The following is a 26,139-nucleotide window of genomic DNA, read 5'->3' on the forward strand; positions in this document are numbered from 1 at the left end:
GCAGCATTACCAGCACTCGGAATAACAACACTCTTAACTCCAAGCTCCCTTAAACAGGAAACAGCAACACTCATACCCCTAGCCTTAAAGGTGGCAGTTGGAAGCCTACCATCATCCTTAACAAAAACACTCCTAAAACCACCTACACAATCACTCGGTAAAGAAAGAATAGGAGTATAAAACTCCCCCAAAGAAACAATAAAATCACGAGAAGACAAGGGTAAAAACTCAAAAAACTTCCAAAAACTATCAATCCTACTCTTCAAAAAAGAACGAGACACCAACTTCCCAAGACTATTCAAGTCAAAATCAATAAAAAGCGCACCACCACACCTCGGACAAACATTTAAAGGAACTTTAGAAGAGAGAATAAATCCACAATAAGTACACCTCACATCAACATCCAACTCAAACACCAATAAAAATATAGAAACAAGTTTTAAAATACTAACCCTAAAATAAAAAGAAAAGAGAAATTCTCAGCAAGATACTTATGGCAGAACCACAGTCTTCGGATACTCTTTACCGGCAACAGTATGAATCTTAAACTCAATACTTTGGCCATGTATAAAACCTGATGTAGTTGGACTTTCTATAATTATTGCAAAAGTTAATTCTGCACCTGCAACTAGTGAAACAGTATCACCACCTGCAAAATCAACTGGAGTTGTGGTGAACCCTACATTTTCAGTTCCATTGACTTCGTTTTCACTAGTTGGGGAAAGTTTTCCATCTCCCTTGTATATGTCGAGTTTATTGCCGTATGCTCCACTAGGCTTAACGTTAATAAAGATGTCGTCAATGGTAGCAGCGTCGCTACCAGAATTTCTTAATTGAAGCACGACAATCCATTTGTTAACTGAATCATCCCATACGGCATATGCGTTTGTTATTTCTATTTTTTCGTATCTTGTGAATAGACCTGTTATGCCTGTCATCCAGAATGCAACTGCTACTGCTATTGCTATTGCTACTGAAACGATTATTACTGTTGCTATAACTGGGGATATACCTTGCTTATCTAAATTTTTCATCATCACACCTCAACATATTTTCGAGCTTAAATATTTATTTTTATGATATTTATATTTATTTTGTTTTAGTAACTGGTTATAGTATGGATTTTAATGGGAAATTGATAACTTTTTTAGTGAAAATGAATAAATGTTTATATAATTCTCTTAATAAGTGTTTTTAAGGTGTGAGGGTTAGGTTAATGGTCAAAATAAAGTTTTGGAAGCGGAGGAGAAAAGGTCAACTTGGTCATGATATTGTTGCTACTTTAGAAAGGGAGCCTATTGATATTTTGCCTTTAAAGTCAAGTTATAAGGTTATTGAGTCTTACTATGTTTATGAACCTTTTGCTAAAATTAGTATTGTTTCAATTCCTGAAGAGGGGGGAGCAATATCCTATTATGTTGAAGAGTATAAGTTAAGCGAGGAAGAGAAAGATACATTTGAAAAGTTGATTGATATACTCGTTGAGGAACTTAGACCAGCTGAAACATTTGAAGATCTGAGGAAATTTGTCAAATCAGAATTGACTAGAATAGCGGATAGATATAGGAGCAAATTAAATCTAGTTGGAGGGAGAAGGGCAAGAATACTTTACTATGTTGAAAGAAATCTTTTGGGTTATGGACCAATTGATGCGTTGATGCGAGATCCTTATATTGAAGATATTAGCTGTGATGGGGTCAATAGACCTGTTTATGTTTGGCATAGACGCTATGAAAATATTCCAACCAACATTATTTTTAGAGATATGGCTTATCTTAATGAGTTCATTCTTAAATTAGCACATATGGCTGGGAAACATATCTCATTAGCTTATCCTGTACTAGATGCAATGCTTCCTGAAAAACATAGGCTTGCTGCAACCTTTGGAACAGAAGTTTCTCCGAAGGGACCCACCTTTACTATCAGAAAATTCAGGGAAAAACCATTTTCAGTTGTTGAATTAATAATTTATGGTGTTATAAATGAGATTGTAGCAGGATATATTTGGTTGATGCTTGAACATGGTAAAACATTAATGATTGCAGGAGGAACTGGAGCTGGAAAAACCACATTACTTAATGCTCTTAGCCTATTCATAAAACCAGGAATGAAAATTGTTACAGTGGAGGATATTCCAGAATTAAATCTACCACATGAAAACTGGGTTCAATTGACAATTAGACCTGGATACACAGTAGGTACAAAGGCTGGAGAAATAGAGCTCTTCGACCTTGTCAAGTTAAGCTTAAGATACCGGCCTGACTACTTAATAGTTGGTGAAGTGAGAGGAAGCGAGGCATTTGTACTATTCCAAGCAATGGCTACTGGACATGGTGGTTTATCAACTATCCATGCTGAGACACTAGACTATGCGATAAAGAGGCTAACTTCACCGCCAATGAACATACCTCCCACCTATATGAGGTTGATGAATATATTCGCACATATACAAAAAGTAACCACTAGAACTAAAACAGGATTGGTGCGAGTTGTAAGAAGAGTAACTACGATACAGGAAGTCGCAGACTATGATGATTACAGATTGATAGTTAAATGGGATCCAACAATTGATAATCATGAAGTAGATTTGGATAATTCAATACTTATGAGAGAAATAGCAGAGAAGTATGCGATATCGGTAAGTGAACTTAAAAAGGAAATTCTCAGAAGAGCCGAAGTGTTAAAATGGTTAAAAGTTAGGGGAATATATGACGTATGGGATGTAAGTAAGTATATATTTCAATACTACTTTGACCCTCAAGGAGTTTATGAAAGAGCGAAAAGGGAGATGGAAGAAATTAGAAAGTAGAAGCCATAATACTGAAAGTTAATTTAATTAACCTAAAAAACAATCTAAGTTATAGAACTTCTACATCAGTAGAGAGAGGTATTAGTAATTGTTACCTAAAAAGGGGAAAATAATCGACTATATAAATTTAATTGAAGAACCACTAACAGAAATAATTAAAAAGTTTAGAGAGAAAAAAGCAACAGTTAGACTACAGGGACTATTAATTCTTCCAGGAAGAAGTCTCGAAATTTATATTGACTTAATGCAGGGTACACCAGTTTTAGCAATTCTAATTGAAGAAAATATTGAACTTAAAGGTGACGTAGCTTGGCAAGAACTATTATTTTCCATGAAAAATGCTGCGGGGTTTATAGAAGTATATGAGTTAAGTCCAGAAGAAGTCCAAGATGACTTAAAGAAAATGCCAAATGCAAAAATAAGAGTGATAACGCCAATAACTACAGAAATTCCAGCAACTCATTCAAAAATTGAAGAATTTAGTAAAAAAATAGCATTAAACATAACTTGTAAAACTGCATTAATAATAAACAGTATACACTTAAATGCAAGAGCAGAAAGGGCATCAACTGTTGGAAGCTTATCAGCTGTAATATCTGCAGAAATAGCTGATAGTATAGGGGGAACGAGATATATAATAGCAACACTTTATGGTTCTAAATTATGGAAGTCTATGGAAGTATTAGCACAAAGGGGAACAGTACTAGCAGCCATAGCATATAAACCTGAAGAAGTAATAATCGGTATACCAGCCTTAAGGATAATGTTAAACCCTACACTCCTTGGGGAATACTCATCTTTTGATATTTTAATATATGATGTAAAGATCGATCCAACATATATACTTGAAGAGAGAATAGAAACAGGAACCAGAGAAAAAAGAAAAGAAGAAATGGAAACAGAAATCAGAGAAGAAATTTTAAGAGAAGCTATAGAAGAGGAAATGTCACCATTAGAAAAAGCTGAAAAACAGTTAAATCAAATACATGAAAAAGCAACCAATTACTTTCAAGAAGTCCTTGAAACACTAGGATATGAATTAAAAAAGTTAGAGATAGATTTAAACAATGAAATAAATTTTAAAATAGAAATAAAGATAAAACGCTTCAGACTGAAAAAAGCAAACATAAAAACCGTAAAAAGAAAATTAACAGATGAAGCAAAATGGATTATGGAAGAATTAGGAATAAAACTACCAGTAAAAATTAAAATAAAAAAGGTTTAACCCTCTTCCTCCTCTTCTCCAGCTTCAATTTCCATTCTAATCTCCACTAAAATATCATTATACTCCACTAAAATTTCAATTTCTATCTCCATTTCCCCCCAAGCAGGAAATGGTCTTATCTTAAACCCATTAATACCGCCGCCATAATAGCAATAGAGTATCACAACAATAGGGAGTTCCACATTAAGTCCCCTCTCAGCAACTTCTATGGATATATCGGCATACACGAGGTTTAAAGGAACTCCAATATTTCTATCAAGAGAAATAGCTGTAAGATTAAATTCATCACCAATAAATATGAGATCTTTAATTACAACTCCAATAGTATAGTTTAGGTATATAGTGTCGATCCCTAATGGTTCTGCGCTTATAGTTAAATTAGCATTTATGACAGATTTCCAGGGAGATTGTTCACCCCATCTGAAATCCAAATCGAATTCAACATAGGTGGCTACCCCCTTACCAGCATTAGTTTCTCTAAAAGAATTAATCCAATCATAAATATAGTATGAAGCAGTATCATATGCACTATTTAGTGACCTCGTATTATAATAGACTTCTGAAGCCTTTGCAAGCGCTATTGTTAGGACTCTTGGAAAATCTTCAATTGCATTTGTGATAGGAGTAAGTATAGGAAGTTCTTGAGTACTTCTAATTCTAATATTTCCGATCGTTATGATTGTGGACATAACTATTATCATGATTATTAAAGATACTGCCGTTAATATGACAAGCTGACCCTTCCCCTTCATCCTCTCACCCTTAACTTAAATATTATAACAAAAACTCTCTTTAACTTCAAACTCGAGTAAACATAATTTATAGTTACTTCAGGATCAAAATTATTTGAATTATATAGTTGAAGATTCAGTGTTTCATCATATATAGTGAAATTATAAATGACATGGGGAGGTAAAGATTGATTGAAAATCATAATTAAAGAAGATGAATCACCTTGTAAAAACAAATCTATTGCTCCTGAAATAGCCGCCATCTTTATAGTTTCTAATCCTCTTTTCAACAGTGTTTGTTCACTTGAAATAGATGACTCCATAACATTTAAGTACTTAAGAGATATTATTGTGAAAACTATGAGTAATCCTAATGCTATAATAGCACTTACCATTCTTATTTGACCTCTTTTTACCTTGAAGATCTCCATAAGTATAACCTCATCTCATAATCTAAAAAGCCGATTTTCACTGATCTTTTTGCAAGTGCTGACTCAACTGGCGATTGAAAGCTTCCATAATTCAAATTAATGATATCTAGATAACCCATATTAGTAAGAATGGGAGCTGGGTAAGTTAAATAAATTGAGTATATTGAATTCGCATCATATGCGATTAGTAAAACAACTTCATCACTTACACCTCCAATCCATTTAGAAGGACCAATTTTGAAGATATATGCTCCATTTCTATAAGACAAATAAGTATAGTTGACATCTATAGTGAAATTTTGAGGATTAGTAACTATTATTGTTCTTCTTCTACCCCTAATATCATAGTTTATGATAAGATAGTTTATGATAAGTTTTTTATAATAAATTTGCAAAAGTTTTACACTACTTGATGTAATATTTACTGGAGAAATTAAATACCTTCCAATTACAACTCCACAGTTTGTTAAACCATCAGTCCAATAAGTAAGTGAGTATATAGACCCAAAATATACAAGTGCAACAACAGCTTTTACTTCACCTTCAATACCACTTATAATGGTTTGATTTTCATATAGAGCTACATTGACGCCATTAACATCAGATACACTTACAACGATAACATTGGTACTTATTTTTGAAGTTATATTAAAGCCATTGATAGTATAAGCTTGAATAACAATTTGATCACTAGAAACAGTAATTGTAATATTAATTAATGGTGTGAATTCTAAGATGAAGCCCCTTTCTTGAAGAGGTATCCAGATATCTGTAATACTCTCGGGAGGCAAAAATATTGGGTTGGGAATGGTTGAGATAGTTGATCCGAGATATCTAAAAGTTATAATGTTAACTTTATTTTTATCAATGTATCCTGGCAGATCGCTACTTAGTCCCAAGTCACTAATAGTTCTATTTAAAACAATGTTTTCTGGCCAATTAACTGGATATCCTTGAGTTAACATTATTTTCTCTAGTATTGATCTAGCTTCTAGTTCAGCCCTAAAACTGACAGGTGAAACCATTCCAAAAAGAATATTATTCGTTGCAATGAAAAGCAAAATCACCACCACGGTTAAGATAGTGTATTCTATGGGTTCCCTCACTTTATCTCCCCCTGATATATACTAATCTGACTTGTATGCCAAGAGGAGTTAATGTGACATTAATATAATTGTGTTTTGCACCACTCGTTATAGTTGACTGTTGAAAGATGTAAGCTTCCATTGATAAGGGTAATATCACAGTTACATTAGGTCTAGGAGAAAGCACTGGTTTAAGATTCAAGATTGCTCTTCCTCCATAGGTACTAAGTACTATAATATAATGACCAAGTTCGCATTTATCAGGAATTACTAATCTTATCAGTATAGATTTGTTTACAATCAACTTATTGGCTAGAGTAATTGCTTGAAGAATTTGGCCTTTAACACTACTTCCAATAGCTTCAAGTTCTTCTCGGGTAATTCTCTCTTTATGATCATTAACAATAATTGAGGAGGTTATAAGAATAGATACGAATATAATTGTAAGTGATATGAAACCTATAATTTCAGTTACGGGAGAATGGGGCAAAATACTCACCTCAATTTAAAAATTACATTATGAGTAACTATATAGATAACCACATTATATGAACCAGATATAAATCTAGACAGCTCACCTAAAAGTAAGCCATCTTGATAAAGTTTAAATGTTACAGTTGAATCAGCTATATTTCCACTAAAAAGAAGATTATTAGAAGAGCCAAGGTATACTATCTCAACATCTTGAGAAGCAGAGATTTCAGGACTTTGCCATGAAGGCTTAATATATACAACTTCAAAAACAATCGTTGAAGTGTTAGAAAAGTTGTATACATTTACTAATACTCGAGAAAAATTTAAATTAGCAATAACTCGCCCTACATCTATATTCCATGATGTTTGAATTAAGGGTAAGGAGTAAATATCATTTACAAATGCAATACTAGCAGTAGAACCATAAATTATGCTATTCTCTTTAGAAGCATACTCACCACCGTAACATGAAATTAACAAGACATTATCATCCAATTGATAGGAATAATCATTAGCATCTATCGTAACAATTAAACTTAAAATTTTACCTGTGGAAATAAAATTTAACCTAACAGTTCTACTTGGAAATTTAACTTCTGATTTAATTCCTGTTAGAATAGTATTGATAGTTTGCTTAGCCAATAATTTCATCGAATTTTTAGCTTGTTCAAATTCTGCTTGTTGCACAACAGATTCAAGTGTATATACTGCATAGTTGAGCAGTAGTGAGATGAGTATTACGGAAATTGATGCAATAATTACTATTGAAATTGGATGAGCTTGAGCTTTATTTTTTAACATCAAGGACCACCTACAATGCCAAGCACCACAGTCCCAAGTATTGGCGAAATACATAGAGCTATAAAGGATATAAAGACTAGAAATATTGCATGCTTAAACCCAGTCGCCACAGTTCCACTTGAAGTTTTTCCAGCAATTAATCCCATCAAATATATGTTAAAAATCGTTGCAGGTACAATAAGCTTAATGGCACTTCTATATGCAGCAATACCATATGCTAGAGAAGCCATAAAAGAAGTCATCAAAACAATTGTCATAATTAAAGTTATAGCACCAATGTATGGAATTATAAGAAGGGTCCTCATAGAAGCAGATTTCTCTCTTTCAAGATGTTCAGTCATTTCAGCAAACCAAGCCATGTTCTCTAGAGTGTCAGGGCTACCACCACCAATCTCAATAGCCTCAGTTAAAATATACAGGAAAGCTCTAGCTCTCCAAGCTTTAATTCTTCTAATTATACCTTCATAAATCTTTTTCAATGATAATCCTACAGCTAATTGGCCAGCAATTTTCTTTAAATACTTTGTAAATGCTCCGTAATCCCTTGCTGACAAGACTATTATACAACGCTCTGGTGATAAACCAGTTTTCCTTACCTCAACTAGATCCCTGAGAAATTTTGTAACGCCCATAGCTACACGTCTCTGCTCACCAAGGAAGATATATTCAAAAATGGCGGCTGGAATTGTCGACAATATAAATGCAATACTTAAACCGATACTAGAAGTATAAGCTGGATCAATGCCAAAGAATAAGACAATATTCTCTGGGATACTATGGAAAGGCTTTGTCAAAAGATATAATGGATTATTTTTGGGTAAATAAAATGGAGCAACCATAGTCAGAATAAAAAACAACAGAAGTGGAAAAGATACAGCAAAGAAAACAATAAATGGCTTCCATTCCATCCAAGGTTCCTTATATTGTATCAAATCTGCAAGGTAAATAATTGCACTTGAAATGAAAGGTAAAAGGACATATGAAAGAAGAAATAAGCTAGTACCTCCCAGTCCAGGAAGACTTATCACACCCATTGATAAGTTGATTAAATACATGGCATTTAAAGCCAGTAGAATAAGTAATGCTGCAGCTAAGTAAGACTCTAGGATTATAGCTAATCTCTCGCCTGCCGCGCGCATCTTAACAATTAAGTTACTAAATAAGTCTCTAGCCTTCTTATTTAAATATTCAGCAACATCGCCTCCAGCCTTAATAGTTGCTGCATAACCCAATACTAAGTCTTTGAGCATAGCACTAGGATTACGTCTAGCAATATCTTCAAATGCAGATAATGGATCCCAACCAATAGCTCTAACAAGAATAGCAAACCTAAGAGCTAGACGGGAAATTTTATCAAAAATTATACTTGAGAAACCTATCCTTTCAAATGCGACATATGGCGATATACCTCCAGTAGCCATCACACTTAAGTATGCTACCGCATATGGAATCTCCTGCTCAAGTGTAGCACTTCTACTAGCACCAATTAACTTGGGAAAAATTAAACTCATAAAAATAAGGACAATTACTGGTATAAATACAGCAATAAATGCACCTGCAATCGTAATGACAGGAGAGAATCTTAAGAAAAGGAGAAGTAACATGAAAAAGATACTACAGATTACCGACAAGGTAAATATAAAACCTGTCAAGGCAGCATAAACCTCATAATGAATACGCATACCCGAAGATCTAACATCATCTGGAATATTGGGATACGTTCTTAAAACTCCAGTACCAACCCAGTCAAAATACTTGTATATGAAATCCATTAGACCCATAGTCGCACCATCATATCTACATAGTAATTTTCTTTTACATATATATTCTTAATTGCTAGCAATCATCTAGTAACACAACTAAACTTTAGACATAACCTATTATAAATCACTTAATTAAGGCAAACATAAAACAATAACTTTTTCTCTCGATTGCGTTAAAATTCTTATCTCAACAATTTCACCATGAGACAATTTTGAGCCCTTCGAATCTATCAATAATACTATTCTTGCATTTTCACCTGGTTTCACAATAAATTCACTTGAGAGATATTGCATTTTAGGACCGGAAATAAACAAACAAATTATAGAACCTCCATAATAAATCAAGCTTTTTCTGTTAATTATTATGTCAACAATATTGGCATCACTTGTCCCATCATTTCTAACATTTATTGCAACTTCCCAAAAATTTGAAAGAGTTATTGATTGAATACTACCATTTTTTAGGATTACCTTGTAGGTATTATAGTTACTATGCCAGATCACATAGTTGGAAATTACTTTTAGATCTTCATACGATATAGATTGTGAAATGTGAAATGCTACCATTAAAGCAGACCCTATCAATGCAATTATTGGAATCAGTATTATTGTTCTTTGCTGGAACATTGCTACTGTTGGGAATATCTCTTTAAAAGTATATAAAACTAATGGACAAAACAGCTTAGACTTCAAGAAGAGCTAGGGGGAGAGGGATTTAGGGTAATACTAGCATTGAAACTAATTCTTTTGCCTGTATTACTACTTTTACTTTAACTATCATTCCATGATTATATTCACCGTTAAACGGAAGTAATATTATGACATGAATAGTGTCGCCTGGATTTACAATAGTTTTGAACACATCTCTTAAAACATTGCTATCTTTCTTCTTTAAAAAACACTTAACTAATTTTCCAACTGGTTTGTTATTTATTGAGATATCATTTATCTTAGCCGCTATTGAACCCTTATTCCGTATTACTATCCTTATTTCCCAAAAACTCGACATAGTGATTGTTTGAGTACCATGAAGAGTTTCATACGTGTATTGCTGGTCATGTTCATACCATGTTACATATGTCGAGTTTAGCTCTATATTGAAAAATGAAAGATACGGTGTAGCAAGTATGACTACGTAACATGCTGTAATTAACAGAAATACTATTGGCGTCACTACTACTAGTTTTCCTGTTGAAGACATAATTATCAACTAATTATTATTAGTTTATACTTAAATTTACTTTTCTATTTAGATTTTTTGATTTAATTATCTAGAAAATTTGATATATTCCTCAAGTGTTGATTTATAGTGGACAATTCTTTTAAATCGGATGCCCAGTTATTTATAATAGGCAGGTGCATTCATGCCTATTTGCCCCTATGCTAAAAAGATTAGAGGTGACTATGAATATATTGAACTACCCATGGTATTTTGTGAACAATTGAAGAGAAATGTAACAACAACTGTTTTCCCTTGTTATAGAGACTTTGGATTATGTAAATACTATAAACCAATACTAACTACAAAACCTCTTCAAGTAGTTAAGACCGGGAAAAAAAATTGTTTAACATGTGTCTATTATTCAGAGTTTACTAAAAGATGCATTAAGCTAGATAAAAAAATATCTGACATAAGAAAACCTCCATGTGTAAAGCAAGCAGTGAAATAGAGACAGATAATCAACATTAAACAAAATTGTAATTGTATTTATAATGCTTTGAACAATTTAAAGTCAAATAAGGTGAAGTATTAAGTGGAGCTCAGTCTAACTTCATTATCATTCTAGTGGGAATATCGTTTACAAAAGTAACTATTAGGTTTAGTTCTGTCTCTAATGACATTCCTAAGGTTTCAATTGCCTTTTTAATTTTTTGTAAAACAATTAATTTATCGTTTAAATTCTTGATTATTTCCTCTAATACTTCAACTTCTTGTTGAGGAGACGGATTCACTATAAATTTTAATCCCATAATATCGACTTCTTGGGACATTGGTAATGCAGGTGTTTTCCCAAGTAATTTTCCCAGAGACTTAGTTAATTCTTGAATTCTTTCAATTTTTACTTTCTTTTCATCAAGAACACTCATGTATTGCTCTAATAGTGTTTTTGTCTTCTCGATTTCTCCATCTAACATATTTATCAATTCACCAAGAGTTTTGAAGGTTTTCATTTCAGTTACCAAGACCTAACCTCCACCTAGATGTTAACTATATTTAGTTATTTAAATACTACCTTTATTTGTATAGTTTTGTAACTATTTTATTCCTTTGGTATACCAATTAATTGTGTGGATATGCTAAGTTCCTTTTCAATTCTCTCTCTGTGGATACTATTGTGTGTACAGAATGGTCTAACTGTACCATCTGGCAATGCATAGTGAATTACACATCGCTGAACTCGCTGTAAATCGAAGTTCCATACATCCATAAAGTGCATACATCCTATCATTACAATTTTACGCATGAATTTTCCTAGAGCCTTGTAACTACCCTCTTTCAATACTGGCCAAATTAAATCTTTTAGCAATCCAAATTTCACATATCTCAATGCGCCTATAGCACTCATGTAAGCTCTAGTCTTCCTACCTTTACTTGCATGTTCATACACTCTATTCATGGCTTCGAAGAACCTATCTACATCAGCCAAACGCGTTATAGGAACCCACTCATCCTCAGATTTGTTAACAAGGAAGGTTGCAACACCGCAGAAGGGACTAGTAGTGAACTCAACATAATTTTTATTCTTTAATGCACCTACAGCCCTTGAAACTGGAACAACGCATGGCACTGGTCTAAAATCCCATCTTGATATTAATCCATCCGTCTGCTCCTCAACTAGCTTCATAAAGTCAGAAGTATTTATTCTCATTTGCTCCCTCTCAAGTTTTGTTGCTCTACCACTAAATGAGATCGGCTGAACATTTAAGCATCTAATTACATCAGAATTGTCCATTGCAAATTTAATCATATCACCTATTTGATGATCATTAACACCCTTACTTAAAGTTACCACTAATACAATACTTTCATGGCCAAGCTTCCTTGCATTTTCAATTACCTTTAGTTTTCTCTCAAATAAAGGCATACCTCGAAGCTTAATGTAAATATCTTCAGTTAAACCATCAAATTGAAGGTAAATAGTGCTCATGCCAGCATCTAGCAAGGATTTGTAATAGTCAATATTTTCAGCTAGAATTAGGCCATTAGTATTAACTTCAATGTGTTCGAAGCCGAGTTTCTTAGCCATTCTAATTATTTCTGGAAGATCACTTCTAACTGTTGGTTCACCGCCACTAAGCTGTAGGGCAGGAGGAGGAACAGGTTTAATAGACCTCAAAGTTTTTAACATATCCTCAATTTGTTTAAGTGATGGTTCATAAACATATCCTGCCTGAGCAGCTGCTGCAAAACATATTGGACATTTCATATTGCACCGATTGGTTACATCAATTATAGCTAAAACAGTATGTGATTTATGATTTGGACATATACCGCAGTCAAATGGACAACCTTTAACTTCACTTGTCAATGGATTTTCAATACCAGTTCCATCATATGCATATTTTTCAGCCCATTTATAAAGCTCATAATCTGAAAAGGTGTAAGTTTCATCAAAAAATCCGTGTTCAGGGCAAGACTTTCTAATCCTTACAACATTTTTATCATCGACATATATTTCAGCATCTAAAACCTTCATGCAAAATGGACAAAGACTCTGCGTCTTTCTTAGCACTTTCATTTATACCACCTATAAGGGTAAGTATTTAAATTTCATTTAGAAATTATATTTTAAGTTTCTCCACCACTTCAAACGGTGAAAAGTATGAAATTTAGAGGCATGATTGAAAGATTACGAAAGCTAGGTTTAACCGAGTATGAGGCAAGAGCATATGTTACATTAGTTGAAAGAGGAACATTAACAGCGAATATGTTAAGCAAGCACTCTGAAATACCCTACTCTAAAGTCTATGACATATTGTCAAGGCTGGAGGAGAAAGGATGGATAATAATTGAAGAAGGAAAACCTAAAAAATATAAGCCAAAACCGCCAAAAGAAGCTGTAAAAATCTCAGTTAGCAAAATTGAAAATGAACTGAAAAGCATTAGCTCTCAAATAATAAATGAATTACAACCCCTATACGAAAGAATGGGAGTACAAGAAAAACCAGATGTAATAATACTAAGAGGAAAACTAATGATAATAGAGAAAGCAAGAAAAATGATTGAAAAGGCATCTAAAGAAATAGAAATTGCAATACCTAGAGGAATTAACGGATTATACAGATTTCTCGGCAAAAACATAAGAAATGCTACCTTAAAAGGTTTAGAAATTAAGGTTTTAACTGAATCAAAAAATACAACTGAACTTGAAAAAATAGACAGTATGAATCTAGAGGTAAAATTAAGAGGAGGCATGTTTGGAGGAGGACTAATAGTAGATGAAAAAGAAGCGCTAATTCTACTGGGAGGAAATAATGAAGGTTTACTAGCAATATGGTCTAATCATAGTGAACTCGTCAAATTAGCAAAAATTTATTTTGACCACTTATGGAGAGATGCAAAAAATTTAAAGTGAAGACTTTCCATGCTCAAACTTAACAGCTAAGGGCTTTATTCCTTCCTCATTCACAGTGAACGTGAACCATTTAGTCTCATGCCTAGCACCCTTCATCTTGCGAATTCTAAACTGTTTAACCAAAATACCCTGTTGCATCATAATGGGGTCATACCTTAAGTCAATCAATCCATCCACGACATACTCTAAAATTTGCTCCAAGTCATCGAAAGGTTTAATTCCAAAATGAAAGGTAGCAAAAACAGTCACCAACCGCTCCTTAGCAGCTTCAGCTCTCCAAGTCTTAACAATATCAATAGCAGTTGCAGGCTCAGTTATAGATAATAACTCTGTTAAAGAATCTATGAAAACAGCACCCTTACCATTCATATTCATTCGATCCATAGTGCTAATGAAAATCTGGGTTAACTTATGTAGGTCTCTAGGATTTTCAACGTAAGTTATATAGGATGGAAGTCTTGTCTTATCGGGAGACATCCTAAAGGAAAAACAGTCAATAAACCTAAATAAACCCATCTCAACATATTTATTCAAGCTCCATCCAAAAGAAGTAAAATTCTGCTCAATAGCCAGTGGAGCATCATCAAAACACATAAAAATACAAGGCTCTCCCTGTTTAAGCCTCTCATGAAGAAGCTGTAACATGAAGACAGATTTCCCAGTTCCACCTTCGCCAACAATCATTATCATATTGTTTCTAGGAATACCTACGGGTAAAGCCTTATCTAAAATTGGAATACCAGTATTAACCCTTGAAACAACTAATGATCCATCCAACCCATTCACCAAAATGGATTTGTAAAAATATACTTAAAACCCTTAAGATTCGCAAACCGAAGATTTGATTAGAAAAAGATAAAATTATAATTATAGGTGTGAAAATTGAAGATCATCACGGTGAAAATACCAGAAATATATGTGGAATTAATCGATGAACTAGTTAAACTCGGAATATATCCCTCAAGAAGTGAAGCTATAAGAGTTGCAATCAGAGACTTTTTAAGACGAGAAATAAGTATGAGAAGAAGAACTATGAGGGGATTAAGCTAAGAATGGGAAAGAAACAAGAAAACGTATTCAAAATACTTGAAAATAGACTTCTAAAAGTTATAAGAAAATTCGGATACTTAACTCCAACCATAACACAAGAAAAGGCGATTCCAAAAATAATTGAAGGAAAAAATGTACTTTTAATTGCACCTACAGGGTCAGGTAAAACTGAAGCAGCATTCCTCCCCATATTTAATCACTTAATGAGTATGAAGGAAGTTAAAGGGATACAAGCAATATACATAACACCCTTAAGAGCACTAAACAGAGATGTTCTACGAAGAATGATAAACATTGCAAAGGAATTAAATATCAGAATAGAAGTTAGACATGGAGACACACCAACATCGCAGAGAAGGAGACAAGCCATACAACCACCACACATACTAATAACCACACCAGAAACATTACAAGCAATCTTACCGGGGAGAATAATGAAAAAACACTTGAAAAACGTAAGATGGGTTGTAATAGATGAAATTCATGATTTAGCTACAGATAAGAGGGGAATTCAACTAACATTAGCATTGGAAAGATTAGTAGAAAATTGTAAAAATGAATTTCAGAGAATAGGTCTGTCAGCCACAGTAGGCAGCCCAAATAGAATAGCAAAATTCCTAGCTGGAAACAATAGGGCTATTACAATCATAAATGTTTCAGAAGAGAAAAAATTTGAAATAAGCGTTGACATAGCAGAAGAGAGAAACGAAGATAAAAACATTGCAGAAAAACTTCAGATAATACCATCAATGGCTGCAAAAATAAGATGGATAATAGAAATTGCTCCAAGATATAAATCAATACTCATATTCACCAATACAAGGGAAATGGCTGAAGCACTAGCATCGAGAATAAGACTCATGAAAACAAAATTTAAGATAGGTGTACATCACAGCTCACTATCAAGAGAAGAAAGATTAAGAGTTGAAGAGCAATTCAAACAAGGCAAAATAAAAATTCTAATATGCACCTCATCTCTAGAACTTGGAATTGATATTGGAACGGTCGACTTCGTCATTCAATACATGTCACCAAGACAAGTAACAAATCTAATTCAGCGAATAGGGAGAGCTGGACATAAAATATGGGAGATATCAAAAGGAGTAATCCTTTCATCAACAGTAGACGACATAATTGAAGCTGCAGTCATTACCAGAAAAGCTATTAAAAGAGAATTAGAGGAAATAGAGATACATAAAAATGCATATGACGTATTAGCACACCAATTAGTTGGACTTCTACTGGATAGAGGAAAAGTAAAACTTAGATATGCACTAGAAGTCTTAAAGAGAGCATATCCATACAAAGAATTGACCATAGAAGAATTAAGAGAAATAGCGTCAATATTAGCTGAAATCAAAATAATTAGGTTTGAAGCTATTGAAGAAGGAATTATTAGAAAAAGAGGGAAAAAGACTTGGAGATACTACTATGAAAATCTCTCCATGATACCAGATGTAAAAAAATTCCAGGTAATAAACATTTTGAATAGAAAAGCCATTGGAACTCTAGATGAAGAATTCATTATCATACACGGTATAGATGAAAATCCATTTATACTAGCCGGAAAGACATGGAAGATCATACATATCGACGAAGAGGAATTAAAAGTATTTGTAGAACCAGTAGAAGAAGAGCTTGGCGCAATTCCAGCTTGGATAGGGGAATTAATACCTGTGCCATTCCAAGTTGCACAAGAAGTTGGGAAACTAAGAAGACTCATAATTAACAGAGCAGAAATCAATTCATATCCATTAACAAAAAAAGCATTAGAAAAAGCAAAAAAGGAAATTGAAAACCACATTAAACATAAAATTCCACTTCCAACAAATAGAGAAATATTAATAGAAAAAATGGGAAAAATAGTAATCCTACACACGTGTCTTGGGACAAAAACAAATAGAACCCTAGCAACATTAATTGGACACCTACTATCCAAAAAATTAAGGACAAGCATAAGAGTGAATAGTGATTCCTATAGGATCATGCTAATTCTGCCCCTTGCAATTAAATTTGAATCCATAAAAAACTTGTTAACAGAGTTACATTCAATAAGTGAAAAAGAAGTAGTAGAAGCAGTAAAGAAAAGCGAAGCCTATAAATGGAAATTATACCATGTAGCAAAAAGATTTGGAATAATATCAAGAGAGGCGAAAATATCAGCCATCAAGAAAATAATTCCAATGCTAAGTGGAACAATAGTAGAAAAAGAAGCTTTAAGAGAAACCCTACACGACTACTTCAACCTAAAAACACTTAGAAAATACCTGGAAAAGATAGCTAGAGAAGAAATAAAAATACACTATTATGACGCATTAAGAGAAGGCGCCTCACCACTAGCACAGCCAATCCTATATTCATCACTTCCACATGAATTAATACCGCCAAGAAAATCTATGATGACACTAGCCCAATTAATAAAAAACCGAATAATAGAGAAAGAAGTAAAATTAATATGCTTCCATTGCCTCCAATGGGAAACCATAAGAAAAATCAAATACCTACCAGAAGAAATAAAATGTCCTAAATGTGGAGCAAAAGCCATAGGAATGACGAGAATATCGCAGACAAATATGATCAAGAAACTGAAAAAATGGAAGAAAGGACTAAAATTGAAATCCAAGGAATATGAAGAAATAGAAAAATTTAGGAAGACTGTAGGGCTCATAATGAGCTATGGAAAGAAGGCAATAATCACAATGTCAGCAAGAGGAGTAGGCCCAACAACAGCAGCAAGAATACTTAGAAGACTTCACAAAAATGAAGAGGACTTATACTTAGATATTTTAGAAGCTGAAAAAGAATATTTAAGAACAAGACCATATTGGGAGTGAAATAGACTTAAAGCCATGCTAAATGGGCTGATAAAATGATAATACCCGGACACAAACTAAAAGCCTATGGAATTAAAATAGAGGAAATAATACATGAAATACAAATTCAACCAGCAGGAATAGAGCTTACACTAAGGGAAGTAGAAAAATTTGAAGATGCTGGATACATAGATTTAACAAACATTAAACGCAAAATATCAAGATGTACACCACTTAAATTTGACTCTAATGGAAAAATCTTTCTACCACCAGGCTCATATAAAGTCAGATTCAATGAAATAATATCAGTTCCAGTAGACGTTATAGGGATAGGGTTACCGAGATCTTCACTACTGAGAAGTGGAGCTACAATATTTACTGCGGTATGGGATCCCGGCTATAAAGGAAGAAGTGAAAGCCTATTAGTCGTCTTCAATCCGCATGGAATAACCTTAGAAAAAAACGCTAGACTATTACAACTAATATTCATAAAACTAATAGAAAAACCAAATAAACAATATTCAGGTAAATATCAATATGAAAATATAAAAAATAGAAAGTAAATTTACAAGCCAATTCTAGGATACACTATTTCTCTCAATCTTTTCTGAATCTCTCTATTTAAGCGCTCATAAAAGTTTTCTCCACTAGAATCTATTGCCACCATTAAGGGACCAAAATTCTCAACTTCAATTACCCATAAAGCCTCAGGTATTCCCAAGTCAATCCATTCCACCTTCACAACTCGCTTCATAGCTTTACTTGCAAGTGCTGCAGCACCACCAGTGAAGATTGTGTAAACCGCTCCAAACTTCCTGCAAGCCTCAGCAGTTTTACTCCCCATACCACCCTTGCCAATAATGACTCTAACTGAAGTTTTTTCAATAAAATCAGCTTCATAAACCTCCATTCTCATGCTAGTAGTCGGTCCAGCAGCCACTACCTCCCACCTATCATCAAGCCGCCTTACAACAGGTCCACAATGATATACCGCTAAGCCATTAAACTCTACAGGTAACTTTTCACCTTTCTTTAATAGTTCAAGTGCCCTTGCATGTGCAGCATCCCTAGCAGTAACTACGATTCCAGTTAAGTAAACAACATCGCCCACCCGCAATTTTCTTATTTCATCCTCACTAATAGGGGTCCTTAAATAATATTCAGCCACCTCATTCACCTCCAAAATTCACTTAATTTCTTATGAGTAATGAAGTCAACATCACCATTAGAATACACTCGCATCTTTGAACGTCTAGCTGCCCAACAATTGAAAGTAACAGCAACTGGATATGCTGCTGGATGTCTATGTGCAAATTCAACGTTAACTGTTAATGCAGTTGTTTTACCCCCAACTCCATGCGGACCAATATTCAACAAATTCACTAATTCAAGGAGTTCTGACTCAAGCTTTGCAATAAAGGAATTTTCATGTCTAACACCAATAGGTCTCAATAAAGCTTTCTTAGCCAATTTCATCGCAATATCTATTGTTCCACCAATTCCAACTCCAATGGAGATTGGAGGACAAGGCTTAGCAGCAGCCTCAGCAACAGCATCAACAACAAGTTTTTTGACTCCAGTTAATCCCTGTGCAGGAGAAAGCACTTTAGCTATACATGGATATTCACTACCTCCACCCTTAGGAAAAGCAGTTACTTCAAGAACATCACTATTGGGTACAATTTCTAATTCAACCCAAGGAATAAATCTACCAGTATTATCACCAGTATTTCTCTTAGTAACTAAATCTACAGCGTTGGGTCTAAGTGGAATCTCCTTAGTAGCCTTTACAGTTGCTTTTTTCAAAATTTCATAAATAGAACCCTTAAGAGGGAAATTCTCCCCTAAAGACACATAGAAAATTATTAGCCCTGTATCTTGACAAATCGGAACACCCTCCTTTTCGGCAATCCTGACATTCTCAAGTATAGCATTTAACTGGGCAATAGCTAATGGATTATCCTCGATTTCCCTAGCATGTTTTAGGGCTTGTATAACATCAGGAGGTAGCATAGTAGTTGCACCCTTTAATAGGAGAACAGTAGCACGCTCTATAATTGAAGCTAACCTAGCATTCATTTAAATCCCTAAAAAAGTTCATATTAGGAAGTAGATAAAGATAATCATGGAAAAGTCAAATTAATTTTAATGAATCCAATATTCACCCTTGTCGGTAACCTCCTTCTTCCATATAGGCACATCACTCTTAATTTTATCAATCATTCTTTGAATAGCATTAAAACCTTCACTTCTATGTTTAGCAGCTACACCGACAATCATAGTCTCTTCTCCAACATTAATTCTCCCTAAGGCATGATGAATACAAGCAGAGAATACTTTCTCTCCATCTATAGCTTCATTAACAATCTCCCCCATTTTCTTAACAGCAAGTTCCTGATAAGCCTCATAAAATAAATGGTCAACACTATCACCAGTAATAGCTTCCCCTCTCACAACCCCAATAAATAAAATAACACACCCAACGTTTCTAGAGGAAGACTTTAAATTTTTAATCAACTCATATAAGTCAATATCATTAATCTTTCCAAGCGACACTCCCATTGAACCTCACCAAAATAAAATTTGAAGCGTAAGATTTAAGGTAAACTCCTTATTTAATTTGCCGATGGAGAAAAATGAAAAAAGGACATGAATACATTGGATGGCAAGAAGCAAAAAGATGGAGATGCATAAGATGCGGATACTGTTGTAGAGCATTCTCTATACCACTAAAATTTATTGAAGTTTTAGAAATGACACGTAAATATGGACCAGTAGCAATTCAAATAGGAGAAAAGTATTACCTAGTAAAGAAAAATGATGGTTCATGTATATTTCTAAAATTCAATGGACCTATATCATACTGTCAAATTTACCTTGAAAGGCCGGGATGCTGCAAACTATATCCCTTCCACATATCAAGAAAACCATTGAAAGGAGAAGAAGAGAAAAATGCGAGAATTGAAATTAATGGCACAACACTTTACCTATACGTGGATGCAACATGTCCAGGAGTAGGAATTGGATATCCCATAAGAAACATAATACCAAAAATTGTAAAATTATGGAGAAAATATAGGAAATATCCATAACCAGTTAACAAATCCTTAATAAACTAAATAGACGATTCATAATAGACTTCCTAGAAATATAATTGATTAACTCTTGAAACTTAATAAAATCATTACGATTCTCTAAATCAGCAATAACTTCAATTTTAATAAGCTCACCATGGAAAGCAAAATTAAAGATTTTCCCTCTAAAAGCTATAGAACATCTAAAGGCATTTTTTTCAGTATCCTCAATTAACCCCATCTTCTCCAATCGCTTAACTCTATCAACAATCCTAAGAAAACATGCTTCATCTAAAACATCAATACTAAACATTAATCTACATAGCAACATGAAGTCTTGAACTAATAGATTAAAGAGCATAAATAGATCTCGGAAAAACTTAAAGTCATCAAAGACCACCTCAATTACAAATCGTTCATATGAAGGATCAATATGCAACTTCAACTTAGAAATAGTTCCTTCATCAAAAACTAAGCATCCTCTATTCACACATTTAAATGACCAAAGTGACATTAGAGATGACTTAAAATTATCAAAAAATAGCGCAGGATCCATAGAGCTAAACTTATAATAAAATATAGATGAACCTGAAATTTTAAAGCTACACATTCAAACCCACATCCAGCTAACCCAAATACAAGATTTACATACTCAAATATATATAATAGCAAATTTAAGTTAAATAAACATGAATCACATATTAATGTAGGCGTAAAATATGGAATGGAAGAGGCTTAGCAGAGAAAAAGAAGAAGGAAACATAGAGTATAAACTAAAGATCATAAAACCCGACAAGGAAAGAATAGAGAAACTGGCAAGTCAAATGAGATACAGATTAAGAGAAGGAGGAGGAGAAGCTATCTATGAAATAGGGGTAGCTGATGATGGAACACTTATAGGATTATCCAGAGAAGAAATAACGGAAACACTACGATGGCTACAAATGGCAGCTGAGAAAATTGGAGCAAAAATAAGCATTCTAAGAGAAGGCCGAGGGAAAAAGGGCAAAGTCCTAGAATTACTAGTAAGAATGGTTAAAGAAGACTTTCCAATATACGTAATGATCCCTGTCCTTGGGAATGTAGATAGTGGAAAATCAACATTAATAAGCGTATTATGCTCAGGAGAATTAGATGATGGAAATGGCTTAGCAAGAAGCAAAGTAGTAAGATTCCTACATGAATTAAAATCAGGTAGAACATCTTCAATATCAAGCCACTTTCTAGGATTTGATGAAATAGGAAACATAGTAAACTACAATTTAGCCGCACCACTAGATGAAGCAGAAGTCTTCCTAAACAGCTCAAAGCTAGTATGCTTCGTTGACCTAGGTGGACATGAAAGATACTTGAGAACAACATTAAAGGGAGTAACAGGCAGATCACCAGATTACGTAATGCTATGTGTAGCAGCAAATGCAGGATTTATTGGAACAGCAAAGGAACATCTAGGAATAGCCCTAGTACTAAAAATTCCAGTATTCATTGTGATAACAAAGATAGATATGGTGCCAAGAGAAATCACATCAAGAGTAATAGAGGAAGTTGTAAGAATATTGAAAAAGCCAGGAATAAATAAGATCCCAATAATAGTAAATGAAATTGACGACGTTATAGTTACAGCAAGAAACATGGCAAGCAGAAGAATAGTTCCAATCTTCCTCGTATCCAATACAACTGGTGAAGGCCTAGAATTACTCAGAACCTTTCTAAACGTTCTTCCACCAAGACTTAAGTGGGAAGAAAAACTTGACAAACCATTCAAGATGTATGTAGAAGAAAAATTCAATGTAAGGGGCGTAGGAACAGTTGTAAGTGGACTTGCACTCCAAGGAGAAGTTAAAGTAGATGATTATATGCAATTAGGTCCATTTAGAGATGGAAGCTTTAGACTGGTTAGAGTAAGATCAATACATGTAAACCGAGTAAACGTCGACAAAGCTGTAGCTGGCCAAGAAGTATGCTTAGCCCTAAGAAATGTTTCCTATGACGAGGTGGAAAAGGGCATGTGCATTTTAGGTAGAAACGCCACACCCAAGGCAGTAAGATCTTTTAAAGCAAGAGTAACTATTCTACATCATCCAACAACAATTAAGAGAGGATATCAAGCTGTCATGCACATCCATACAATTAGACAGTCAGCAAAATTCATTGAGATGGAAAAGGAACCTCTAAGAACAGGAGACACATCAATTGTAAAATTGGAATTCTGCTTCAAACCAGAATATATATGTAAGGGAGACTGGTTTGTATTTAGAGAGGGAAGAACAAAGGGATTTGGAATAATATTAGAGACATTCTAAGATTCAGTCAGAGCTAAATCCCTAAAGAATTTAGCTGCCCTCACCGGATTTTCAGCATTGAAAATTGAGCGACCAATAATAAAATATTTCGAGCCAGCCTCTAAACAAGCCTTTATTCTACCCCCCTGCACTCCTATGCCAGGTGAAAATATTGGAACTTTATCTTGAAGAATTCTTGAAATAACCCTAATCTTTTCTGGATAAGTACCACCTACAATGGCGCCATCAGCATTCCATTCTAGAGCTCTCCGAGCAAACAACTCATAAAGAAAAACTTCTTTACCAGACTCTGGATCCCTGACAATTAACTCATAACTTTCAGGAGCAGCCTTATGAGTAGTGTAAACTAGTAAAATTATACCTCTTCCTCCATATTCCATAGCAACTTGAAATATTGGTTCAGCACCCTGAGCCCAACCAATTATAGGATTAATAATCATAGCATCGAAGCCAGCTTCAAAATAATGGCGAGAAGCCCAAGCATTAGTGTGACCAACATCACTCAATTTACAATCCATAATCACAGGCAAACCAAGATTATGAGCAAAATCAATAATAGCCTTAACACCAAAGTAAAGTCCAAGTGGAAGTAAAAGTTGCATATTTATCTTTACACCACAAATATATGGACTAACATCTCTAAGAATTCTAATCGCCCTATTCTTCAAGTGTTCAGGAGATAGGTCTCTAGGTAAAGCTGAAGGATCTAAAGCTAAGATAATTCTACTACCCCTCTCCAGGGCAATTCTATTCAGTTCATCCTTAAACAATTAAATAATCCCCCCAGACCTTAAAACTAAATTAATTAGAGGAAATTTAAAGTTAACTACTCCTAAATATAAACGAGACAAATTTAAGGAAAAAGGTTAGTTAATATAGTGGGCGATGAAGAAGGCTGGTATTTCCAAGTTAATCAATGAAGAATGACACCAGAACTGAGCCCCTTAATTAATAAAAGAAAAATTTACTTCATACTCATCTATACTGATATAGGGAGAAAATGGTAGAAGTCATCATTACCAATAATGTGAAGCAAGAATTTGAAAATATAGTCATGGGGATAGCCTTAATTAAAGGTATTCATGTAAAAAGAAGTAATGAGAAATTAAAAATAAAGGTAAAGGAAACCCAGGAGAAAATTAAAAAGCAAATTAAAGTTGAGGATCTAAAAAACATGCCCCTAATAAAAGCATACAGAAAATTTTATTGGAAAATTAAAATAGACCCGACAAAGCAGAGGCCCTCAGCAGAGGCACTAATTAGAAGAATCTTGAGAGGCAAGAATATTCCAAGTATAAATACAGCAGTAGATGCCTATAATCTCGCTTCAATAGAAACCAAAATACCAATCGGAGCATACGACTATGATAAAATAAAGGAGCCTTTATTCTTAAGATGGTCAAAGCCTGGAGAGAAATTCAAGGAAATTGGAGGAGAAGAGAAAGAAATCAGCAGACAGCTAGTTATTTCAGACGCTGAAAAAATTATAAACCTATATCCCCACAGAGATTCAGACGAGACAAAAATAACTGAAGAAACAAGGAATGTCTTAATCATCGCCTGTGGAGCACCAGCCATCCCCATGAAAAAGGTTCTAGAAGCAACTGAAAAAGCAGCGAGAAACATAGTTGAATATTGTGGTGGAAGAATTGTAGAAATTAAAGTTGTAGATTAAACCGCTTTCTTTAATTACCTCTAATATAATATTCTCATCTAGGTGTTATCATGAGAAAAGATAAAAGCTCTGAACTACCTCTACCTCCAATTGAACCACTCATACTTGACGCGCACTGGACAGGAGATGTTCTTAAACTCTTAATGCATATAATTAAAAAGCAAAATGAAATAGATAAAAAACTAAATGAAATAATGGAAAAACTCGATAAAATAATGGAAACTAAATAAACCCCCGCTTCCCAACATATTTACCCACTATTGGAATTACTTCACCACACCTAGGACACTTATTATCCTTAGAGATACGGTAACTCACAACAGTATAGCCATGTCTCTTAATAAGCAATTCACCACATTCTGGACAATAGGTGTTCTCATAGGGATGGCCAGGAACATTCCCAATATATGGAAAATTAACACCAAGCCTTTTAGCCAAATTATATGCAAATTCCAGTCTCTCAATTCTAGTTGGAGGATTATGAAACTTATATGCAGGATAATAACGAGTGAAATGAATTGGAGTATTAGGTCCAACCTCTTTTAAATGCCTCTCAATAATCCATCTAATACACTCTTCATCATCATTTACGTCAGTTATAATTAAGTTAACTAACTCCACATGAATACCCATTCTCTTTGCTTCTCTAGCATTTCTCCAAACAAAATCAACATTCAATCCACCACAATACCTTCTATAAACCTCCTCATCACCTTTAATGTCAATTTTTAATCCGCCAAGACCACTATTCCTCAAAATTCTAAGCGCCTCAATTGTCATGTAACCATTACTAACATAAGTGTTATAAAGCGAAAATTTAGATGCAATTTTAAATGCCTCCACTGAAAACTCAAAAAGTAATGTAGGCTCAGTGAAACTCACACATAAACCCTCATCTCCATTTAACAGAGCTTTTCTAACTACTTTTTCAGGAGAAATAAACATGGCGGTTTTAGGTTCAGGGGACTGCTTACTCAAATGCCAATTTTGACACCAAGGACAATTAAAATTACAACTCCAAGTGGAAAAGGTTAAAGCTGTTGAACCGGGCCAAAAATGAAAGAAGGGCTTTATTTCAATTGGTCTACTTTCAATAGCATTTAAATCACCATAAACCAAGGTATATAGATCACCGCCAATATTAACTCTAGTCCTACAGAAACCACATCCACCGACTGGGATATTACATCTTCTCTCACAAAGATTACATTGAACTAAATCACCACGCTTGGACTCATAAAGCAAAGCTTTCCTCACAGTCAAATACTTAAACAAACTTTCATTATACATATCATCTAAACCATTACTGTCTAGATAAATAAGTTTAT

General features: G+C 34.1%; 30 protein-coding genes. 11 read left to right on the top strand and 19 right to left on the bottom strand.

Going from position 1 to position 26,139, the window contains the following annotated elements:
* Window positions 1-407, bottom strand: a 407-nt coding sequence (locus ACW8TM_RS07095; RefSeq protein ID WP_491532590.1) for a pyridoxal-phosphate dependent enzyme, incomplete at its 3' end; no start/stop codon positions are given.
* Between the two features lie 84 nt (window positions 408-491).
* Window positions 492-1,037 carry an archaellin/type IV pilin N-terminal domain-containing protein gene (locus ACW8TM_RS07100; RefSeq protein WP_491532591.1) on the bottom strand — a complete coding sequence of 182 codons (546 nt, stop codon included), beginning with the start codon at window positions 1,035-1,037 and terminating at the stop codon, window positions 492-494.
* A 179-nt stretch (window positions 1,038-1,216) separates the two neighbouring features.
* Between ACW8TM_RS07100 and ACW8TM_RS07105 the strand changes: the two genes are divergently transcribed.
* Both ACW8TM_RS07105 and ACW8TM_RS07110 read left to right on the top strand, forming a co-directional pair.
* A complete protein-coding gene (locus ACW8TM_RS07105) occupies window positions 1,217-2,809 on the top strand; it encodes a type II/IV secretion system ATPase subunit (RefSeq protein ID WP_491532592.1) in 1,593 nt (530 codons plus the stop codon).
* A gap of 88 nt (window positions 2,810-2,897) precedes the next feature.
* The gene (locus ACW8TM_RS07110) at window positions 2,898-4,034 is read left to right on the top strand and encodes a hypothetical protein (RefSeq protein ID WP_491532593.1); all 1,137 of its coding nucleotides are present in this window, start codon (window positions 2,898-2,900) and stop codon (window positions 4,032-4,034) included.
* Here ACW8TM_RS07110 and ACW8TM_RS07115 read toward each other — a convergent pair.
* The 8 genes from ACW8TM_RS07115 to ACW8TM_RS07150 all read right to left on the bottom strand — a co-directional run bounded on the left by ACW8TM_RS07115 (window position 4,031) and on the right by ACW8TM_RS07150 (window position 10,520).
* On the bottom strand, window positions 4,031-4,786 hold the full coding sequence (locus tag ACW8TM_RS07115; protein WP_491532594.1) for a hypothetical protein: 756 nt from the start codon (window positions 4,784-4,786) through the stop codon (window positions 4,031-4,033). The two genes, ACW8TM_RS07110 and ACW8TM_RS07115, sit on opposite strands and share 4 nt — an antisense overlap.
* Window positions 4,783-5,196, bottom strand: a complete 414-nt coding sequence (locus tag ACW8TM_RS07120) for a hypothetical protein (protein ID WP_491532595.1) — start codon at window positions 5,194-5,196, stop codon at window positions 4,783-4,785. Before ACW8TM_RS07120 ends, ACW8TM_RS07115 begins: the two co-directional genes overlap by 4 nt.
* Entirely contained in the window at window positions 5,178-6,302 is a 1,125-nt protein-coding gene (locus tag ACW8TM_RS07125; protein ID WP_491532596.1) for a hypothetical protein, read from the bottom strand. The genes ACW8TM_RS07120 and ACW8TM_RS07125 overlap by 19 nt, the downstream gene beginning before the upstream one ends.
* A 1-nt stretch (window position 6,303) precedes the next feature.
* Complete coding sequence (locus ACW8TM_RS07130) at window positions 6,304-6,771, bottom strand: DUF7266 family protein (protein WP_491532597.1); 468 nt, start codon at window positions 6,769-6,771, stop codon at window positions 6,304-6,306.
* Between the two features lie 5 nt (window positions 6,772-6,776).
* The gene (locus tag ACW8TM_RS07135; RefSeq protein WP_491532598.1) at window positions 6,777-7,556 is read right to left on the bottom strand and encodes a hypothetical protein; all 780 of its coding nucleotides are present in this window, start codon (window positions 7,554-7,556) and stop codon (window positions 6,777-6,779) included.
* Window positions 7,556-9,337 (bottom strand): type II secretion system F family protein, encoded by a 1,782-nt coding sequence (locus tag ACW8TM_RS07140; protein WP_491532599.1) that lies wholly within the window; start codon window positions 9,335-9,337, stop codon window positions 7,556-7,558. The genes ACW8TM_RS07135 and ACW8TM_RS07140 overlap by 1 nt, the downstream gene beginning before the upstream one ends.
* A gap of 114 nt (window positions 9,338-9,451) precedes the next feature.
* Window positions 9,452-10,012, bottom strand: a complete 561-nt coding sequence (locus ACW8TM_RS07145) for a hypothetical protein (RefSeq protein ID WP_491532600.1) — start codon at window positions 10,010-10,012, stop codon at window positions 9,452-9,454.
* Between the two features lie 22 nt (window positions 10,013-10,034).
* Window positions 10,035-10,520 carry a hypothetical protein gene (locus ACW8TM_RS07150; RefSeq protein ID WP_491532601.1) on the bottom strand — a complete coding sequence of 162 codons (486 nt, stop codon included), beginning with the start codon at window positions 10,518-10,520 and terminating at the stop codon, window positions 10,035-10,037.
* A 163-nt stretch (window positions 10,521-10,683) separates the two neighbouring features.
* On the opposite strand from ACW8TM_RS07150, the gene ACW8TM_RS07155 reads away from it, so the two are divergent.
* A complete protein-coding gene (locus ACW8TM_RS07155) occupies window positions 10,684-10,989 on the top strand; it encodes a hypothetical protein (protein WP_491532602.1) in 306 nt (101 codons plus the stop codon).
* A 91-nt stretch (window positions 10,990-11,080) separates the two neighbouring features.
* Here the strand turns inward: ACW8TM_RS07155 and ACW8TM_RS07160 are convergent, their stop codons facing one another.
* Window positions 11,081-11,503 (bottom strand): hypothetical protein, encoded by a 423-nt coding sequence (locus ACW8TM_RS07160; protein ID WP_491532603.1) that lies wholly within the window; start codon window positions 11,501-11,503, stop codon window positions 11,081-11,083.
* Window positions 11,504-11,580: 77 nt separating this feature from the next.
* Window positions 11,581-13,059, bottom strand: coding sequence for a tetraether lipid synthase Tes (tes, locus tag ACW8TM_RS07165; RefSeq protein ID WP_491532604.1), 1,479 nt, complete (start codon window positions 13,057-13,059; stop codon window positions 11,581-11,583).
* Between the two features lie 84 nt (window positions 13,060-13,143).
* Here tes and ACW8TM_RS07170 point away from each other — a divergent pair, with 84 nt between their 5' ends.
* Window positions 13,144-13,896 (top strand): TrmB family transcriptional regulator, encoded by a 753-nt coding sequence (locus ACW8TM_RS07170; RefSeq protein ID WP_491532605.1) that lies wholly within the window; start codon window positions 13,144-13,146, stop codon window positions 13,894-13,896.
* On the opposite strand, the gene ACW8TM_RS07175 is transcribed toward ACW8TM_RS07170, so the two are convergent.
* On the bottom strand, window positions 13,888-14,673 hold the full coding sequence (locus tag ACW8TM_RS07175) for an RAD55 family ATPase (RefSeq protein ID WP_491532606.1): 786 nt from the start codon (window positions 14,671-14,673) through the stop codon (window positions 13,888-13,890). The two genes, ACW8TM_RS07170 and ACW8TM_RS07175, sit on opposite strands and share 9 nt — an antisense overlap.
* Before the next feature lie 105 nt (window positions 14,674-14,778).
* On the opposite strand from ACW8TM_RS07175, the gene ACW8TM_RS07180 reads away from it, so the two are divergent.
* Genes ACW8TM_RS07180 through ACW8TM_RS07190 form a run of 3 tightly spaced genes read left to right on the top strand, consistent with a single transcriptional unit; the run spans window position 14,779 to window position 18,322 of the window.
* On the top strand, window positions 14,779-14,946 hold the full coding sequence (locus tag ACW8TM_RS07180; protein ID WP_491532607.1) for a ribbon-helix-helix domain-containing protein: 168 nt from the start codon (window positions 14,779-14,781) through the stop codon (window positions 14,944-14,946).
* Window positions 14,947-14,948: 2 nt separating this feature from the next.
* Entirely contained in the window at window positions 14,949-17,780 is a 2,832-nt protein-coding gene (locus ACW8TM_RS07185; protein WP_491532608.1) for a DEAD/DEAH box helicase, read from the top strand.
* Window positions 17,781-17,815: 35 nt separating this feature from the next.
* Window positions 17,816-18,322 carry a deoxyuridine 5'-triphosphate nucleotidohydrolase gene (locus tag ACW8TM_RS07190; protein WP_491532609.1) on the top strand — a complete coding sequence of 169 codons (507 nt, stop codon included), beginning with the start codon at window positions 17,816-17,818 and terminating at the stop codon, window positions 18,320-18,322.
* A gap of 2 nt (window positions 18,323-18,324) precedes the next feature.
* On the opposite strand, the gene ACW8TM_RS07195 is transcribed toward ACW8TM_RS07190, so the two are convergent.
* The 3 genes from ACW8TM_RS07195 to ACW8TM_RS07205 form a co-directional block, all read right to left on the bottom strand.
* Window positions 18,325-18,927 (bottom strand): FumA C-terminus/TtdB family hydratase beta subunit, encoded by a 603-nt coding sequence (locus ACW8TM_RS07195; protein ID WP_491532610.1) that lies wholly within the window; start codon window positions 18,925-18,927, stop codon window positions 18,325-18,327.
* A 5-nt stretch (window positions 18,928-18,932) separates the two neighbouring features.
* Window positions 18,933-19,838 (bottom strand): fumarate hydratase, encoded by a 906-nt coding sequence (locus tag ACW8TM_RS07200; protein WP_491532611.1) that lies wholly within the window; start codon window positions 19,836-19,838, stop codon window positions 18,933-18,935.
* Between the two features lie 66 nt (window positions 19,839-19,904).
* Window positions 19,905-20,321 carry a molybdenum cofactor biosynthesis protein MoaE gene (locus ACW8TM_RS07205; protein ID WP_491532612.1) on the bottom strand — a complete coding sequence of 139 codons (417 nt, stop codon included), beginning with the start codon at window positions 20,319-20,321 and terminating at the stop codon, window positions 19,905-19,907.
* Window positions 20,322-20,395: 74 nt separating this feature from the next.
* Here ACW8TM_RS07205 and ACW8TM_RS07210 point away from each other — a divergent pair, with 74 nt between their 5' ends.
* A complete protein-coding gene (locus ACW8TM_RS07210) occupies window positions 20,396-20,851 on the top strand; it encodes a YkgJ family cysteine cluster protein (RefSeq protein ID WP_491532613.1) in 456 nt (151 codons plus the stop codon).
* A gap of 4 nt (window positions 20,852-20,855) precedes the next feature.
* Here the strand turns inward: ACW8TM_RS07210 and ACW8TM_RS07215 are convergent, their stop codons facing one another.
* On the bottom strand, window positions 20,856-21,323 hold the full coding sequence (locus ACW8TM_RS07215; RefSeq protein WP_491532614.1) for a hypothetical protein: 468 nt from the start codon (window positions 21,321-21,323) through the stop codon (window positions 20,856-20,858).
* Between the two features lie 229 nt (window positions 21,324-21,552).
* Here ACW8TM_RS07215 and ACW8TM_RS07220 point away from each other — a divergent pair, with 229 nt between their 5' ends.
* Complete coding sequence (locus tag ACW8TM_RS07220) at window positions 21,553-23,136, top strand: GTP-binding protein (RefSeq protein WP_491532615.1); 1,584 nt, start codon at window positions 21,553-21,555, stop codon at window positions 23,134-23,136.
* Here the strand turns inward: ACW8TM_RS07220 and ACW8TM_RS07225 are convergent.
* Window positions 23,133-23,906, bottom strand: a complete 774-nt coding sequence (locus ACW8TM_RS07225; RefSeq protein WP_491532616.1) for an orotidine 5'-phosphate decarboxylase — start codon at window positions 23,904-23,906, stop codon at window positions 23,133-23,135. The genes ACW8TM_RS07220 and ACW8TM_RS07225 overlap by 4 nt on opposite strands.
* Window positions 23,907-24,136: 230 nt before the next feature.
* Here ACW8TM_RS07225 and ACW8TM_RS07230 point away from each other — a divergent pair, with 230 nt between their 5' ends.
* Both ACW8TM_RS07230 and ACW8TM_RS07235 read left to right on the top strand, forming a co-directional pair.
* Complete coding sequence (locus ACW8TM_RS07230) at window positions 24,137-24,811, top strand: B3/B4 domain-containing protein (RefSeq protein WP_491532617.1); 675 nt, start codon at window positions 24,137-24,139, stop codon at window positions 24,809-24,811.
* A gap of 50 nt (window positions 24,812-24,861) precedes the next feature.
* Window positions 24,862-25,041: a hypothetical protein gene (locus ACW8TM_RS07235; RefSeq protein ID WP_491532618.1), complete on the top strand. Its 180-nt coding sequence runs from the start codon at window positions 24,862-24,864 to the stop codon at window positions 25,039-25,041.
* On the opposite strand, the gene ACW8TM_RS07240 is transcribed toward ACW8TM_RS07235, so the two are convergent.
* The gene (locus ACW8TM_RS07240; RefSeq protein ID WP_491532619.1) at window positions 25,034-26,101 is read right to left on the bottom strand and encodes a radical SAM protein; all 1,068 of its coding nucleotides are present in this window, start codon (window positions 26,099-26,101) and stop codon (window positions 25,034-25,036) included. The genes ACW8TM_RS07235 and ACW8TM_RS07240 overlap by 8 nt on opposite strands.
* Between the last annotated feature and the right edge of the window lie 38 nt (window positions 26,102-26,139).

The organism is Candidatus Culexmicrobium sp. (assembly GCF_058356305.1).

What these genes read in the sequence shown, in the direction of transcription:
- ACW8TM_RS07100 (WP_491532591.1), bottom strand. Translation starts at nt 1,037, where the DNA reads ATGATGAAAAATTTAGATAAGCAAGGTATATCCCCAGTTATAGCAACA.
- ACW8TM_RS07105 (WP_491532592.1), top strand. Translation starts at nt 1,217, where the DNA reads ATGGTCAAAATAAAGTTTTGGAAGCGGAGGAGAAAAGGTCAACTTGGT.
- ACW8TM_RS07115 (WP_491532594.1), bottom strand. Translation starts at nt 4,786, where the DNA reads ATGAAGGGGAAGGGTCAGCTTGTCATATTAACGGCAGTATCTTTAATA.
- ACW8TM_RS07120 (WP_491532595.1), bottom strand. Translation starts at nt 5,196, where the DNA reads ATGGAGATCTTCAAGGTAAAAAGAGGTCAAATAAGAATGGTAAGTGCT.
- ACW8TM_RS07135 (WP_491532598.1), bottom strand. Translation starts at nt 7,556, where the DNA reads ATGTTAAAAAATAAAGCTCAAGCTCATCCAATTTCAATAGTAATTATT.
- ACW8TM_RS07140 (WP_491532599.1), bottom strand. Translation starts at nt 9,337, where the DNA reads ATGGGTCTAATGGATTTCATATACAAGTATTTTGACTGGGTTGGTACT.
- ACW8TM_RS07150 (WP_491532601.1), bottom strand. Translation starts at nt 10,520, where the DNA reads ATGTCTTCAACAGGAAAACTAGTAGTAGTGACGCCAATAGTATTTCTG.
- ACW8TM_RS07155 (WP_491532602.1), top strand. Translation starts at nt 10,684, where the DNA reads ATGCCTATTTGCCCCTATGCTAAAAAGATTAGAGGTGACTATGAATAT.
- tes (WP_491532604.1), bottom strand. Translation starts at nt 13,059, where the DNA reads ATGAAAGTGCTAAGAAAGACGCAGAGTCTTTGTCCATTTTGCATGAAG.
- ACW8TM_RS07170 (WP_491532605.1), top strand. Translation starts at nt 13,144, where the DNA reads ATGAAATTTAGAGGCATGATTGAAAGATTACGAAAGCTAGGTTTAACC.
- ACW8TM_RS07185 (WP_491532608.1), top strand. Translation starts at nt 14,949, where the DNA reads ATGGGAAAGAAACAAGAAAACGTATTCAAAATACTTGAAAATAGACTT.
- ACW8TM_RS07190 (WP_491532609.1), top strand. Translation starts at nt 17,816, where the DNA reads ATGATAATACCCGGACACAAACTAAAAGCCTATGGAATTAAAATAGAG.
- ACW8TM_RS07200 (WP_491532611.1), bottom strand. Translation starts at nt 19,838, where the DNA reads ATGAATGCTAGGTTAGCTTCAATTATAGAGCGTGCTACTGTTCTCCTA.
- ACW8TM_RS07205 (WP_491532612.1), bottom strand. Translation starts at nt 20,321, where the DNA reads ATGGGAGTGTCGCTTGGAAAGATTAATGATATTGACTTATATGAGTTG.
- ACW8TM_RS07210 (WP_491532613.1), top strand. Translation starts at nt 20,396, where the DNA reads ATGAAAAAAGGACATGAATACATTGGATGGCAAGAAGCAAAAAGATGG.
- ACW8TM_RS07220 (WP_491532615.1), top strand. Translation starts at nt 21,553, where the DNA reads ATGGAATGGAAGAGGCTTAGCAGAGAAAAAGAAGAAGGAAACATAGAG.
- ACW8TM_RS07230 (WP_491532617.1), top strand. Translation starts at nt 24,137, where the DNA reads ATGGTAGAAGTCATCATTACCAATAATGTGAAGCAAGAATTTGAAAAT.
- ACW8TM_RS07235 (WP_491532618.1), top strand. Translation starts at nt 24,862, where the DNA reads ATGAGAAAAGATAAAAGCTCTGAACTACCTCTACCTCCAATTGAACCA.
- ACW8TM_RS07240 (WP_491532619.1), bottom strand. Translation starts at nt 26,101, where the DNA reads ATGTATAATGAAAGTTTGTTTAAGTATTTGACTGTGAGGAAAGCTTTG.